The sequence below is a fragment of the Sporomusa sphaeroides DSM 2875 genome (genome assembly GCF_001941975.2).
GTDB lineage: Bacteria > Bacillota > Negativicutes > Sporomusales > Sporomusaceae > Sporomusa > Sporomusa sphaeroides.
The window spans coordinates 3,938,200-3,953,061 of sequence record NZ_CP146991.1 but is presented as its reverse complement, the minus strand read 5'-3'; the positions used below and the strand labels follow the sequence as shown (position 1 = coordinate 3,953,061).

The window sequence follows — 14,862 nt, the reverse complement described above, 5'->3', positions numbered from 1 at the left end:
GGCAGGGGCCGGTGGCCTACTCCCTGCTTTTTTTCATGTATATAGTCGGTTGGGCCAAATTAGCCCGGCATTATCCGGGATATTGATTTTTTAAAAAATATTAACTTTTTTTGAAAATATTGTAGCTTTTAGTATCCCAACTTGTACGGATAAAGAATAGGGGGGATAGTATGAATCAGTATTGTGATGATAGACAAGCAGAAACAAATGAATACACTGTTGAGCAAATCACGAGCATCATCAAGCATTATGATGAGCTATACAGCATTGTGCAAGTGACTGCTGTCAATTTTGATAAAATTCGCTCGGCTTCTGCTATCAATACCAAAGAAGACATATTATGCACATTAGTTGATGTAGATCGGAGTATCGCAATATTATCACCGCTGCAACAAAAAATTCTCAATAGGCTAAAGTCAGGTCATAATTCCTCAGAAATTTGCCTTGATCTTCAATTGAATACAGCCAGACTAAAATACAACATGAAGCGGGCATTGGTGTTCATAACAGATTACTTAAATGCCAATAAGACAGCAAAGGGAAGAAATACCGGGAGGTAGTACAATGAGATATTACACACTGTCTGTAATTGAAGAAGCCTACCGCCGCCAAAATCCGGAATTAACAGAAGCAGAGATCAAAGAAAAAGCCAAAAAGATTCATTCTCAGCTAAACACCCTTGATATTAGCTGGCGACGGAGCAATAAGAAATTTTATCGAATGAACGAATTCGGGCATATGACTTTTTGAATATGCCATAGCATGATGCCGGGTGACAGTTAAGTTATGCTCAATGAGTGCAGTGTTAAGCGGAACTGGTTGTCAAAGCAGAATGAGTATGTGAGGTTTGAAAAATTCAGTATTAAAGATAAAAAAATATGTGCAATGGAGGAATAGTTTATCCTAAAAGCTCCTGTTTTGTACGGATAAAGAGTAGGAGGAGATGTTAGTCGCAAAAATGAAGAATAAATTTTAAAAAGAGCCTGCAGGGCTCTTTTTTCATGGAGGTGGGTTTATGTGTTGGGAGATATAGCAGAAGGCGTGTGCAAAGCAGTAAAAGGAGCCGCCCATTCATTACTGGATGTAGCACCGGTCAAGATTTCTTTGGCCGGTACCCTGTCTTTTTTCTTTAGCAGCCATGGGACGGCCCTGGTGGCCTTTATCGTGCTGATCCTGCTTGATTTGATGACAAAATGGTTGTCTTTATCCCACAAATACTTGCTTGATCAGGGAATATGCCGGACGCAGGCTGGCCTTTGGCAATGCATTCAGAGTATGAAAAAGGCTTTTGCCAACAGATATATTACATCGGAAATGATGAAAACCAAGTTTGCCGGTAAAATCATTCTGTATATGGTCTTAGTGGCAGCTGTTGTGCAAGTCGACAGTATGACCGGGGGAGACGGCGTGTTTTTAAGAACAGCATGGTTTTATTTAGCAGCGACCGAAGCGGTCAGTATTGTGGAAAACCTTCGGGATGCCGGGGTACAGAGACTTACCCCGCTGCTGACCTTTATCCGTTCAAAACTGGGAGGGTTAAAGTAATGACACCTGATGAATTTATTAACTGGCTTGCCCCTGCTGCCCGGCGCATTTGTAGAAGCTACCGTCTCTATGCCAGTGTGTGTATTGCCCAGGCGGCTATTGAAAGCGGCTGGGGCCGGTATACTATCGGCGACTACAATATATTTGGCAGAAAAGCTGCAGCCGGTGATTTATTTACTGAAGTGAGGACCCGGGAGTATTATAACGGTGAATTGGTCAGCATTGTGGATAAATTCAAGTTGTATAGCTCCTTAGAGGACGCAATTGAAGACTGGTGCCAGTTGTTGACCCAGGAGCCGGTGTATGTCAAGCATATTGACAATACTTCCCTGGAAACTTTCGTGCAAACCCTGGCTCCGATCTATGCAACCAATCCGAATTATGCCCGTGATATTTTATTGACAATTGCCGCCAATCAACTGACCCAATATGATGATTAACTGGCGGTATATCACCGGCTTTATTCTGGGCTGCCTAGTGGGAGGCAGTGTCATCTATTATTTTTTTCCCCGAACAGAGATACCGGTGAGTTACCAGGAGCTGCCGCCTGTCAGCGTCAAGAGTGAAACCCAGAAGCAAACAGAATATGTGCTTGTTAAACCAGACCAGCCAGGCGAAGTCACTCGGCTGATTAATCGGGATAACAAGGTCTATGTCATTGTAAACGGTCAGGAGTATGAACTCAAAAATGCTAAGGAAGCTGAGACCGTCACCCTGGGAGAGAACGGTACGGTACAGATAACGCAGCAGCTACAGGCCCAGGTTGATCTTACCGAGCTTTTCAATCAGCGGCTAAAAGCGGAGCTGGACAAAGAGCGACTCGCCTGGATGGCGGAAAAGGCAAAACTTAATCAGCCGAACGAACTGGAACTTGGCTGGTCTAATCATGGGAGCGAATGGCGATTGAAACGGAATATTACCGGTAAAATGACCGGCTATATTGGCGGGACGACCAATGGTAAGCACTATGGAGCCGGTTTAGGGATACGGTTTTGAGGCCAGGAAAAAAGTCACCGGTTGTTGCCATTTATGTACGGATAAAGAATAGGAGGTGAGAAACATGTATTGCCCTTTACTTTGTGTTAAACCCGAAAATAGTTCGGCCTTCTTTTGTCAATGTATGAAGGAGGCATGCGCCTGGTGGATTGCCACCGGCACCACCGGCAAATGCGCCATTTGCCAAATGGGAGTATATGCAGCCAATCAGGATAAGACACCTTAAGTGCTAGTAAAGAAAGACTAACTATTAAAAGTCAAGCCCGAATTTGAGGATGGAGGACAAAAAACAGATGGTTCAAAAAAGGGTATAGCAAAACAGACGTCCACAGGACGCCATGCGGGCTATCGAGAGAGAATCAGGCTGCCAGACGATAAGGCTCGCCGGATTTCTCCAGAGCATAAATGAGCCGGACCAGCTTCTTGGCAGCATGAGAGATGGCCACATTGTAATGCTTTCCCTCGGCGCGTTTCCTGGCGAGGTAAGCGGCAAAGACAGGGTCCCAAAGGCAAACAAATTTTGTGGCATTGAAGATGGCATAGCGTAGGTATCTGGAGCCGCGCTTCTCCATATGGGCATAGCAATTTTTAAGCTGCCCGGATTGGTAGGTAGAGGGCGACAGGCCGGCATAGGCCAAAATCTTGTCAGGGGAATCAAAGCGTGAAAAGTCACCCACCTCAGACAGAATCATAGCCCCCATCCTGTAGCCAATGCCGGGAATCGTGGTAATAGGCGAAAGCATCTTGTCCATGATGCGTTGGATGACCTGTTCAATTTCCGCAATCTCGGCATCGAGTTCACGGATGAGCCGGATGGTATGCCGCAGTTCCAGTGATTTCGCGGTCGTCACAGAGCCAATCGATTGCCTGGCGGCTTCACGTATCTCTATGGCTTTGTCCCGTCCGTAACGGCCTTTGGAGGATTCGGCAAGCAAATGGGTGAGCCGCGTCAGATGTGCCGCTGCAATCTGCTTAGCCCCCGGGAACTCATCGAGCAAGGCGTAAACAGAGGCCATATGGAGTGACGATACCAGCTTTTCCAGCTCCGGGAACAGGATGCATACCAGCCTGGCAATTGAGGACTTCAGCTTAGCGCGTACCTTCACCTTGTCGAACCGGTATCTGGTGAGTGACTTTAGCTCCTCATTGTGGTAAGCTGTGTCTGTGTAGGGCTTGAGGCCCACATCAGACATGAGCATAGCCGCAATTGTTCGCGCATCGACACGGTCAGTCTTCGTCTTTCGCAGGGTGAGGCTTTTCCGGTAAAGATTGGTGTGCAAGGGGTTAATGACATAGGTGTCCAGACCATTGTCAAGGAGAAACCCGAGAATGTTGTAGCTGTAGTGTCCGGTAGCCTCAAGCCCTACCTTTATTTTGTCCAGGGGCAAAGAACAGGCACGGATTTTTTCCAACAGGTAGCCAAATCCTTCCATGCTGTTTTGGATGGTGAACACATTTGCAAGGACTTTACCCTCCGAACTGATGATGAAGCAGTCGTGTTTATCCTTAGCGACATCAATCCCGACACAAATCATAGCAAGACCTCCAACGGTATTATTTGATGCTGTACCCACAGAACACTTTGCTCTTGTAACCTTGTTCTACATCAACCGTCTGGCGGTATCTAACTGATTAACAAACCTGCAAAGGGCTGCGGTTGGAGCCTCTCTTGAACCATCTGGTGGTAGGAGATAAAACCAATCCACAGCATCCTTTACAGTGTAGCATATAGCCCTTGGAGAGGGGCTCTAATAACTACTACTCTATAATACAAGGAGACAATCTCATGATTCCAACATTGAAATTAAGCGACATCATTACTGTCTGGCGGGACGCCCTGCAGGCCAGCCAGCCGATACGGGATTTTTGCACAGCCCATTATAACAAACCACCCAACATCTTCGTCGGTATCAATGGCAAAACACCGCCGGCAGCAACTGATGGCCCGGTGATTATTCTTTATCCGGGAACTAAAGCGGAAGGACTGGAATTGCAGGAGTACACGTATAAACTCACAATTAGCTGGATGATATCACAACCCGCGGTGGTGGTGACCGGTAATCTGACAGAATATAGTGGCATAGCGGAATGTGACAGCCTTGGACAATTGATCTATTTCGAACTTGCGCAGCTAAGGCCTGACAACCCGATTAGTGTGTTACATTACAACATTGAGCCTGTTGCCTATTTCCCGCAATTTTGCGGACGAATGGATATTACCGTAACAATTACACCTGTGAATGGTTATAGCATCAATTTCTAAGGAGGGTTTTATTATGCCAAGAGCAAAAGGGGTTAATTCTCAATTGGCACTGAGTTATGAGTCTGCCTATGGACTCACACCGGCCTCTCCCCTAGGCTATAACATGCCTTTTAACCAATCAAGACTGGCAATTAATCAAAACCTGATACATTCTGCTACCATCTGCAGCCGGCGTGACCAGCTCCGGCCGGCAATCGGCAATACCGATATATTCGGCAGTATTGTTGTACCTATTGATCAAGTCGGTATCGGCTTTTGGCTGCAGGCCATGTTTGGCACCCCGACGACTACCGGCTCCGGTGGTCTTTACACCCATATATTCAAAGGGACTAAGCGTCAGCCCTCACTGGTGCTGGAACAGCAGTATCCGGATATTCCAGCCTATGAAATGTTTAACGGCTGCAAAGTAAGCAATTTTGCTTTTGCCTACGGCGGTGAGGATGAATTAACGGCTAATATTTATCTTATCGGTGCGAAACGTACCGTTAGTGCTGCGCCCTTTGCATCCTCACTAACTACACTTGAACTTCTAAAATTCAGCAACTTTCAAGGGTCGATTGAAGAAAGCGGAACACAACTGGCCATTGTAACCGAAGCCAGCCTGATCGCAGACTTTGGCCTGAATGGCAATAACTACACCATTGGCGGCAACGGCTGCCGCACCGACCTGCCTGAAGGTATTCTCCAGGTGTCCGGCAGTATCACGGCGTTTTTTGCTGATACGGTGCTGCTCTATAAGGCGGTTAATAATACAAAATCCTCGCTAACCTTCAAGTTCACCAGCGGCGCTCACAGCCTGCAATTTTTCCTGGAAGAAGTCATTTTTCAGCAAACATCACCCGGCATTGAAAGCGACAAAGGTATCTATATTCATTTGCCGTTTAAGGCATTTTATGGAACCGGCAGCGGCGGCAGTACCATAGTAACCACTTTGGTCAATGGTTATGCTTCCTATGCTGTAGTATAGGAAGTCTCCCATTAGGTTTTATAAATATCAATCCCCTTAAAAAGTCCTGTAAATTGGTTTTAGCTAAACCATATTTACAGGACTTTGGTGTAATAAAGGGCTTGTGCTGGAAGGAGTTGGATATATGAGTGATGAATTTAATACAAATCAGCAGTTTAACGATCAAACAGTACCCGAGTTTACTTTGCCTGAGGTGATAGTCACTGCGCCCAGAGCAACATCGTATGATTGGTATAGTATATGGAACAACATATTTGCTAGAATAGCTCCGCAGAATCCGGTGTTTATTAACCCAATAATGACTCAGCAAAACCGTATAGATGGTTATATGTTAAGAAGAAATCGACTTGGAACTGGATTCTGGAGGGTAACCGCCTCCGGAAGGGTGCATCCTGATGACATAAAGCAATGTGATCGACAGGAAGAAATCTTTCAGGATTCTTTTATTGAATATGCCAAACTTGTTACGATTCCGGGCAGTTCTGAAAAGGAACTTTGGTTCAATGAAGTCGTAGTGGAAGCAGATAGAGATGACAATACCGTATATTTCAAAAAAGTCCCGGATTATACAACTGTCAATTATAAAGGAAAAACGTATAATATATATGTGCCATGGAGTGGAACTGATATGAATTCAGGCGGATGGCGGAATGTTGACACATACAACACCACTTTTGGAGATTTTAGTTTTTCAAAGTTTGTTTCCGGCTTTGCTGTGGAAGATTCTGAAGTTAAGCCAATTATAGAGGCAGGAGATAAAATTGTTTACAGGCACAGACCTAATTCAGAAGGTGTGGGGATGGTGAGTAAGTGGGCACTGGGACTAGCTACGGGTGAATCACTTGCAAAAGCATTGCAGATTATTCCTATTCAAGTAATTAAGCAGGAAAAAGACAATGAAAGCAGGATTATTATACAGGTTGGTCTAAATAGTAATTATTTCCAGAAAAATGCCGGTAAAACAGTGATGCCGTCAGCGACTGGTTATGAGGGAGCATTGAATGTACTGACAGGTAATCGGACGTTTCGTTTAACTCTCGACTCTCCCCATGCAAATGATCCCTTCACGGCGTTTATATCCATAAATAAATATGGAGAGTTTGTCGTACATCCCAAAGTATATAGTGGCGACAGATTGGAAGTAGGACATTCTGGATTTTGGGGTGCATCAGATTTTCAAGAAATACCGATGTCGCCCACTATAATAAGCAAAGATGGTTCATACAAGTCTCTGGCCGAAAAATTAGAAGAGATTTTTTCCCGGTAGAACTCAGAAGTGATTACTAAAATTCTGTCGGACTGGAGGGAGAAAGTTGGGTAAAAAACATAAAAAGTATAAAGAGCACGAAGATCCAATTGAGAAACTGAAAGAATGGCAGGATAATCAATATAACCCTGGGTATTATACCGGCGGAAAAATTCCGCCATATGTTGATATCCCGCCCAAAACAAGTTTGTTTGGAAGAGTATATCAAATAGGGGCAAGAATAGTTGGACCGCTTGAAATACTAGCCGGAGCAGCTCTAATTTTTATTGCGGTAAAAGTAAGTTGGATAATTGGGGAAGAACACCATTGGAGAGGAAATTTTTTTGAAGCATTGGCTGCTGGTATTATTGTGAGCGGTTTGGGGATTTTATTTATATTATCGGGCCTGAAGTATATAAAAACCGTAAAGTCAAAAGCAAAATGCAAAAGTTGAGATGTTGAAATATGATTTCAGTTAATTTGCTGCAGAACTTCGCCTAAAATTCTGCCAGATTGGAGGGGGAAAGTTGGGTGAAAAACATAAAAAGTATAAAGAGCACGAAAATCCAATTGATAAACTGAAAGAATGGCAGGATAACCAATATAACCCTGGGTATTATACCGGCGGAAAAATTCCGCCGTATGTTGAGATTCCATCGAAAACAGGTTTGTTTGGAAAGCTATATGCAGTAGGGGCGAAAATAGTTGGCATAATCTATATTCTCGCAGGAGTGGGATTGATTTTTATTGGTATAACGATCTTTATAGGGCAGGAATACCGCAGCATAGCAGGTTTGATGGGCAACTTACTTGGTGTGATCGCTATTTTTGGCAGTTTGGGAGTTTTATTTATACTATACGGTCTAAAGTATAATAGCAAAACGAAGTCCAGAGAAAAATCGAAAAGTTGAAATTTTGTAGCATATGCTTTTATGTAACTCCCCAAACTAACAGTAAAATAGCTAAAAACGTGGGAGGTTGGTGCTGTGATCTTGAATTGAAAAGACACTTCTACCATCCTCTGTTTTTATTCCACAATACAGCAGGCCAACAGCAGTGGCAGCATCTTTCGCAGATGCTGCCACTGCTGTTCAATAGCCTTATTTTTGGGCAAATTCCAATAAAATAATTAGAGGAGGTAAAAAGTAATGGCACAGTTTCCTACTATTCAACAACCGGTATACCCCTTTACAACCAAAATCAAAGACCCTTCCTTACAGTCCGAAATGGAAAATGGACTGGTGGTTTCCCGGGTCAAATTTACCCGCATGCCGCTGAAATTCATCCTGAAATGGACGGCGCTGCCTGCCGCCGATTATGCGGCTTTGCGCGATTTTTACCGCGAGACAGTTTATGGCGGCAGTTTGATCTTTGACTGGTATTATCCAACCGTCCCCGATGACCCCTATTCCGGACAGCGGTTTTCCGTCCGGTTCACCGGCGGGGACATTAGTTTCGACTTATCGGCGCCGGGATATTATTCCGGCACCTTGACAATCCAGGAGGTGTAACATGCTTAACCTTTCAGTTGCCGGTATGCTGGAAAAAAGCCTGCTTGCCAGTGACGGCGTTTGGCTGTTGCTGGCGGAAGTCGCTATTCCCAATTCCGGGGAACCTTTGCGGCTGGTACGCAATAATGAAGACATCGTATGGAATGGCTATAACTGGACCGCCTTTAACTTTCAACTTGGCGAAATCATTGAAGATATTGAAGGCAAACCGGAGGCTGTACCGCTGCAGGTTTCCAACATTACGCAAATTGTGCAGGCCTATGTGGAAAAACATGACGGTCTGACGGGTACTACCGTAACGCTCAGAGTGGTGCATTCCCAGCATCTTGACAATACGTTGCCTGAGGTGGAAGAAATCTTTACCGTGGAGTCAACCACCTGTGACAGCAAATGGGTAAATTTTTACCTTGGTTCCGACATATCCACCCAGCTCCGGTTCCCTTTTCGGCGGGTGCTGAAAAACTTCTGCGCCTGGCGCGATCAATATAAGGGTCTGGAGTGCGGGTATGCCGGGGCATTGCCCGCGTGTGACGGTACCTTGCAGTCCTGCCGCGCCCGGGGCAATGCGGTGCGATACGGCGGTGAGCCAAGCATCCCGGAAGGCGGACTGTATGCGTAACTGCCGAACGATATGGACAATAGAAAATGAAAGTCTCATAAGCGAAATCGCCGTTGGGCGATTTTTTATTTGGGGGTAGTATGAGTAAACACGTTGAGGACCTAATTGGCCTGCCTTTTATCGACGGTGGACGCAACCCGACAGTAGGACTTGATTGTTGGGGGTTGTCCACGGAAGTATTCAGGCGATATGGGATTATCTTGCCTGATTACAAAATATCTTGTGAAGACGCCAGCCGCATTCACAGTGAAGTGAATGAGCAGCGCCCCTGCTGGCGCAGGTGTGAAGGAGACATCCCCATTCCGGCGCTTGTTGTTATCCGGTTCACCGTTTACTGTGACCATACGGGGGTATACATCGGTCAGGGCCGGTTTATACATACCCGCAAGCGAATCGGTGTCAACATCGACCGCATCGACAATCCCGCCTGGGCAAATCGTATCGAAGGATTTTATGTACCGGAGGTGAAAAAATGATTACATTAACTGTACTGAAAAACCCGTTTAATCATACTGACAAGGAAATTCATACCTGCCGGCATATTCCCGGCAAAACGGCCTATGAATATATTCAGCCCTACATTATGGGCTTGGATGAATTTGTTGTCAGTATTGGCGGGAATGTTGTCGAGAATGTAAAAGCACAGCTGGTCAATCAGGATGACTGGATCGCCGTCTGTCCGGTTGTCGGCAAAAGCGGCAAAGATTGGTTCCGGGCGATTGGTATGATTGCATTGGCAGTCTATGCGAATAAGTGGTCAAAAGGCTGGTTTCCGAAAAATAGTGGGAATAATTTTTGGGCTCACATGGCTGCCGGAGCTGTTACCGCAATCGGTGGCACCCTTATCAATCACTGGTTTCCGCCGGCTAAGGCCGACCAGAAGACCTATGAAACCAATCCAACCTACAACTGGAGCAATGCACAACCGCTGACCGATCAGGGTAACGCCCTGGCGGTAACGTATGGCACCATGCGGACGGCCGGACAGGTACTTGCCCAGCATGTATCAAGCGATGGCGACAAACAGTATCTGAATATCTTGCTGTGCGGCGGTGAAGGGCCGATTGACAGTATTAGCGACATACGGATAAATGACAATCCGATAGCCTATTACAAAGGTGTTGGTGTTGAAACCCGGTTAGGAGCGAATGATCAACCGGTAATTTTCAATTTTAACGACAGCTATGTCGATCAGGCGTTAGCTTATGAATTAAATGTGGACAATACCTGGGCTACGCAGCAAACCGAAGGGAGTGCAGTGGCAGGCCTGGAAATAACCCTGGAGCTTCCCTACGGGTTATATTATGCCCAGGATAACGGCGGTCTGGGCAGTGCTTCGGTCACGCTGCAAGCCCAGTTCCGTAAGGTCGGGGACTCCGCCTGGAGTAACTTTATCTACGGAACAAATAGCAATGTGGTTATTTCGGCAGCCCAAAATACTACCTTTTTTCGTACCTACCGCGTAGACCACCTTCCTGCCGCAAAATATGAGGTACGCGTTCAATGTGTGGCCAAAAGCGGTACGAGCAACCGCTATGCCACCCGTGTGTTTTGGACGCAATTGTCAAGCATTATGTATGACGATTTTGCCCGTCCCGGCAAAGTGCTTGTCGGCATCAAGGCGCTGGCGACAAATCAGTTGAGCGGGGGGATGCCAAGCATAACCTGGCTGCAAACCAAAAATAAGGTTTGGGTCTGGAATCCCGATAGTGGTAACTATGAACAAAAACCGGCTACCAATCCGGCTTGGGCGGCCTATGATATGATTCATCGCTGCCGGCAGATTAAAAACGTCAATACCGGTGAGTTGGAGTTTGTTATTCAGGGTACTCCGGCAGCGCGGGCAGTGTACCAGGATTTTGCCGGTTGGGCGGAATTTTGTGATAGTCGCAACCTGACCTTCAACTATATCTTCAACACGGCGACCGATCTTTGGACTGCGCTGGAAAAACCGGAAGGTGTCGGCCGCGGCAAGGTCATTATGCGGGGCACCCGGTACGGGTGTGTTTGTGATGCTCCCGGAGAGCCGGTACAGCTATTTACGGTCGGCAATATTCTTACCGACAAATTTAAAGAAACCTTTGCCGGCCTGAAGGACCGGGCCAATGCAATAGAAATCACCTTTGCTAATAAGGAAAAAGCCTATCAGAAGGAAATTATTACGGTCTATGCTGATAACTATGACCGGACGACCGAGCCCAACATCACTCAAATTATGCTGGATGGCGTTACCACTGTAGACCAGGCTTACCGGGAAGGCAAATACCGGTTGCGGCTCAATCAATATTTGCAGCGGACAGTAGAGCACAGCGCAGACATTGATGCCATTGCCTGTCAAATTAATGATGTGGTTTTGCTGGCGCATGATGTGCCGCAGTGGGGATATTCCGGCCGGATGCTGGCCGCAACGGCTACCACGCTGCAGCTTGATCGTGAGGTAACCTTAGAACCAGGCAAATCCTATGCGGTCGCCGTGCAGATTACCAACCCGGCAGCCACAGCTGCCCAGGATGTCCAAAGTATTGTTACCGTCGGCGTGCAGGGCGTATCAGAGGAAATACGCACTGATACAGTGACGCTTACTAGTGCACTTTCCCCTGTACCACAGCAATGGGACCTATACAGCTTTGGTGAAACCAACAAAGTGGTCAAGCCTTTCAGAGTGCTCAGCATCAGCCGGGATCAGGATTTGCGGCGCAAAATCTCCTGCATTGAATATATTGAAGAAGTCTATATGGAAGCGACGAATATACCGAAAATCAACTACAGCGAACTGGAGCCAACAACCGAAGTCAACAAGGTGAGCGTGGCCGAAGAAACCTACCGGCAAAAAGACGGTACGATGGTTTCTAATTTGAATGTATCCTGGAGTATTGCGCGTGACAAGCTGGTTAGCGGCTATAAAGTTTTGTACAGCAGCGACAATGGGCAGACCTGGATTGAATGGGAGACTGGCATAACCGCGCTTAGTACTACCATTATCGGCGTCAAAACCCAGACCACCTACTTAGTAAAGGTTTGCACCATTAATTATGCCGGTGTGACCTCAACCGGGGTTGTATCTTTGGCGGTAGAAGTTACCGGCAAAGACGTTGCGCCCTCAGATGTTGCCAGTCTGGCAGCCACACTTGATGGCACAGATTTAACAAAAGTCAAACTTTCGTGGCCGCCGGTAAGCGATATTGATTTGGCCGGGTATCGAATCCGGGAAGGATCGACGGTCATTGAAAATCTGGCTCAGATTACCAGCTATACTTATACTGCAACCGCAAGCCGGAGCCACTCCTTCCGGGTTACAGCTGTCGATAATTCCGGCAACGAATCAATAAACCCGGCAACGGTGAATATCACTCCCAACGTGTATCCGGCTGCTCCAACAGGATTTGCAGCGGTACAAAACGGTGATTATGCTTATCTTTACTGGAACAAGAACAACGCGACAGATGTAACGGGCTATGAAATCCGTCAGGGCACAAATTTCAATAATGGTGTGCTTATCCAAACAGGCATAACCGGCACCGAGCTGTCTGTCCCGGTCAGTACGGAAATGACGTACCGCTACCATATTAAAGCAATCAACAACGCCGGCAATTACAGTGAGGATGCGGCAACCGCCGAGGTAGCTATTTACGGCTTAACACCGAAAAACGTGATTTTGCGTTTTGATGAATTGACACTGAAAAGCGGGACCCACACCAATACAGAGTTTGGATCATCGCATTATACCTGCCTTACGTTTCCGGGACGGTGCAGCGATTATCCGTCGACACAATGCAATCAGGTTGGTGGTTCTACGGTTTTAAAACTACAGGACGGTAAAACTTCAGGCGAATATTTGGCGGCAAGAAAGGATCTTGGAGGCTTAAGCAAGATTAATCTGGCTGCCGATTTTATTTCAACAGCTTTACTCAGTGCCGGAAATTCGGCGGCGCTGTGGTTCCGCCACAGCCGGGATGGAATCAGCTTTGATGAGTGGAAGATTTTTGCGCCGGTTACGTTAACGACACAATATATTGATTTTAAGGCGGTTCTGACTTCGGCTGACCAGATGAATTATCCCATAGAGGTCGGCACATTTACTGTAGCTGCCGATGTGGATGATGTGGAAAAGACCGGGAGCGCAGCCATTGCAGCCGGGGGGACAACGGTAAACTACGGCTGCACCTTCTTAGGTGGATCGGGTCCGGGTAACACGCCGGTATTTACGCCGACCGTAATTGGCGCAGGCTTACGGGCCGAGGTACTATCTGTCGGCTTGGCGAGTGCTGTTGTTAAAGTGGTCAACGCGGTCACCGGCACGGATGTAGGCGGGACAATAACTTATCGAGTAAAAGGATATGGAGGTTGATAAATCATGGCATATACAACGACACCGGCGGACAATGAGGTAATTGCAAATCTACCAGGCGATATTCGGGCGGTAACTGCAACTATAACATCCCATACGGATGCAACGAGTGGAGCCCATATAGCCAGTGCGGTTAGTTATGGCACCGGAACTGTAAAGACAGCCCTGGATACCGCGGCAGGGCATCAGGCAAACTCAAGTAATCCCCATGGCGTAACGGCGGCACAGACCGGCGCGGTAGAGCTTGCCGATGCGGTGACGACAGTAACGGCTAATAAAATTGTCAAGCGCGATGCTAACGGAAAAGTCGTTGGCGATATAACTGGCAATGCAGCTACTGCAACGTATGCAACTACTGCCGGCTCTGCAAGTTCAGCAAATACGGCTACTCTGGCTACTACAGCCACAACCGCTAATAACATCCCAATAGGTGATGTTGGCGGGAATATTTGGATAGCGTAAGAATGTAAAAAAACTTTGCAAGACAGGTATTGTGTCAGACAAGAAGCCGCAGTACCTGTCTTTTGCTTTATCGTTTACAATAAAACACATGGAGTGATGGAAAAATGGCTCTATATAGTAAGAAGTTACACGTACGGAAAGCGGGAGTGGTATCGGACATTGAATTGTATACCACTGTCGGAGAAGTTACTTCTGGTGGTAGTCAAGGGTACATTGCATTGAAAGATAGTGCTGTTCCTCTATACGCAAAACTAGGGTTAATTTCAGACCAAAACGCTTCGCCGCTCAGAATTAAGAAGAGCGGCAATACTTTTGCTGTTTTGACAAAAGCCAGTATGTCTGGACAGGTAATTGACCAATACAATTATATAAATGGAAATCAAGCTGCTTTAACAAATTTAGGATGGGCCGTATCAGGGGGCCTAAGTTTTAGTTCTGGCGGAGGGCAATTAAACGGGTATATAGAAAGAGTAGTACCAGTAACAGGAAACCTAGTATCTCTTCAAATATCTGCTGAACTTTCATTTGAAGCTTACGGTTATGACGCGTATGAATCAGCAGCACTAGAGGTTTTATCGTATAACTCATCTGGAATAGTAACTAGTGTTTATAGTACTGTTCCTTTAGAAACTTTGACTTCAGTAGACGAAGTAATAAATATGCCAGTAGGATGTGTTAAGGTGAGGATACGTGGATGGCATTATTATTACGGCGGTACTAACTATAATTTCTACCCGATACTTCGTTATCACAAGTTCTACTATACATAAGAAGTAAACAAAATATGTCTATTTATTTTTATCAGGGGACAATTGTGACATGGGGACGGTCCTATTAATTGTGACATGGGGACGGTCCTATTTGTCAACTTGCCCGAGATCCAGTCTATGTGAATCCCTATGAAA

The 14,862-nt window shown here is 46.2% G+C and carries 18 protein-coding genes; 17 read left to right on the top strand and 1 reads right to left on the bottom strand.

Translation table 11 applies throughout. The features are described 5' to 3' along the window. Positions 1-170 precede the first annotated feature (170 nt). The 6 genes from SPSPH_RS18355 to SPSPH_RS18330 all read left to right on the top strand — a co-directional run bounded on the left by SPSPH_RS18355 (position 171) and on the right by SPSPH_RS18330 (position 2,767). Complete coding sequence (locus SPSPH_RS18355; RefSeq protein ID WP_075757892.1) at positions 171-560, top strand: hypothetical protein; 390 nt, start codon at positions 171-173, stop codon at positions 558-560. A gap of 4 nt (positions 561-564) precedes the next feature. Then, positions 565-750 (top strand): hypothetical protein, encoded by a 186-nt coding sequence (locus SPSPH_RS18350; protein ID WP_075757891.1) that lies wholly within the window; start codon positions 565-567, stop codon positions 748-750. Positions 751-1,017: 267 nt separating this feature from the next. Continuing rightward, a complete protein-coding gene (locus SPSPH_RS18345) occupies positions 1,018-1,545 on the top strand; it encodes a phage holin family protein (protein ID WP_158027115.1) in 528 nt (175 codons plus the stop codon). Then, entirely contained in the window at positions 1,545-1,985 is a 441-nt protein-coding gene (locus SPSPH_RS18340; protein WP_075757890.1) for a glycoside hydrolase family 73 protein, read from the top strand. Before SPSPH_RS18345 ends, SPSPH_RS18340 begins: the two co-directional genes overlap by 1 nt. Beyond that, complete coding sequence (locus SPSPH_RS18335; RefSeq protein ID WP_143559037.1) at positions 1,975-2,541, top strand: hypothetical protein; 567 nt, start codon at positions 1,975-1,977, stop codon at positions 2,539-2,541. Before SPSPH_RS18340 ends, SPSPH_RS18335 begins: the two co-directional genes overlap by 11 nt. 64 nt (positions 2,542-2,605) lie before the next feature. Further along, positions 2,606-2,767 carry a hypothetical protein gene (locus SPSPH_RS18330; RefSeq protein ID WP_158027114.1) on the top strand — a complete coding sequence of 54 codons (162 nt, stop codon included), beginning with the start codon at positions 2,606-2,608 and terminating at the stop codon, positions 2,765-2,767. Positions 2,768-2,900: 133 nt separating this feature from the next. Here the strand turns inward: SPSPH_RS18330 and SPSPH_RS18325 are convergent, their stop codons facing one another. Beyond that, entirely contained in the window at positions 2,901-4,076 is a 1,176-nt protein-coding gene (locus SPSPH_RS18325; protein ID WP_075754228.1) for an IS110 family transposase, read from the bottom strand. Between the two features lie 251 nt (positions 4,077-4,327). Here SPSPH_RS18325 and SPSPH_RS18320 point away from each other — a divergent pair, with 251 nt between their 5' ends. The 11 genes from SPSPH_RS18320 to SPSPH_RS18270 all read left to right on the top strand — a co-directional run bounded on the left by SPSPH_RS18320 (position 4,328) and on the right by SPSPH_RS18270 (position 14,727). After that, positions 4,328-4,804, top strand: coding sequence for a hypothetical protein (locus SPSPH_RS18320; protein WP_075757888.1), 477 nt, complete (start codon positions 4,328-4,330; stop codon positions 4,802-4,804). 13 nt (positions 4,805-4,817) lie between these two features. Continuing rightward, complete coding sequence (locus SPSPH_RS18315) at positions 4,818-5,771, top strand: phage tail tube protein (protein WP_075757887.1); 954 nt, start codon at positions 4,818-4,820, stop codon at positions 5,769-5,771. A gap of 124 nt (positions 5,772-5,895) precedes the next feature. Then, positions 5,896-7,038, top strand: coding sequence for a hypothetical protein (locus tag SPSPH_RS18310; protein WP_075757886.1), 1,143 nt, complete (start codon positions 5,896-5,898; stop codon positions 7,036-7,038). A gap of 46 nt (positions 7,039-7,084) precedes the next feature. After that, complete coding sequence (locus SPSPH_RS18305) at positions 7,085-7,471, top strand: hypothetical protein (protein ID WP_075757885.1); 387 nt, start codon at positions 7,085-7,087, stop codon at positions 7,469-7,471. A 73-nt stretch (positions 7,472-7,544) separates the two neighbouring features. Next, positions 7,545-7,928, top strand: coding sequence for a hypothetical protein (locus tag SPSPH_RS18300; RefSeq protein WP_075757884.1), 384 nt, complete (start codon positions 7,545-7,547; stop codon positions 7,926-7,928). A gap of 237 nt (positions 7,929-8,165) precedes the next feature. Continuing rightward, on the top strand, positions 8,166-8,528 hold the full coding sequence (locus SPSPH_RS18295) for a hypothetical protein (RefSeq protein ID WP_075757883.1): 363 nt from the start codon (positions 8,166-8,168) through the stop codon (positions 8,526-8,528). Between the two features lies 1 nt (position 8,529). Then, positions 8,530-9,147: a hypothetical protein gene (locus tag SPSPH_RS18290; RefSeq protein WP_075757882.1), complete on the top strand. Its 618-nt coding sequence runs from the start codon at positions 8,530-8,532 to the stop codon at positions 9,145-9,147. A gap of 80 nt (positions 9,148-9,227) precedes the next feature. After that, on the top strand, positions 9,228-9,623 hold the full coding sequence (locus SPSPH_RS18285) for a C40 family peptidase (RefSeq protein ID WP_075757881.1): 396 nt from the start codon (positions 9,228-9,230) through the stop codon (positions 9,621-9,623). Further along, positions 9,620-13,495, top strand: coding sequence for a host specificity factor TipJ family phage tail protein (locus tag SPSPH_RS18280; protein ID WP_075757880.1), 3,876 nt, complete (start codon positions 9,620-9,622; stop codon positions 13,493-13,495). Before SPSPH_RS18285 ends, SPSPH_RS18280 begins: the two co-directional genes overlap by 4 nt. A 6-nt stretch (positions 13,496-13,501) precedes the next feature. Continuing rightward, on the top strand, positions 13,502-13,957 hold the full coding sequence (locus tag SPSPH_RS18275; RefSeq protein ID WP_075757879.1) for a hypothetical protein: 456 nt from the start codon (positions 13,502-13,504) through the stop codon (positions 13,955-13,957). A gap of 104 nt (positions 13,958-14,061) precedes the next feature. Then, on the top strand, positions 14,062-14,727 hold the full coding sequence (locus tag SPSPH_RS18270) for a hypothetical protein (protein WP_075757878.1): 666 nt from the start codon (positions 14,062-14,064) through the stop codon (positions 14,725-14,727). Positions 14,728-14,862: the final 135 nt, after the last annotated feature.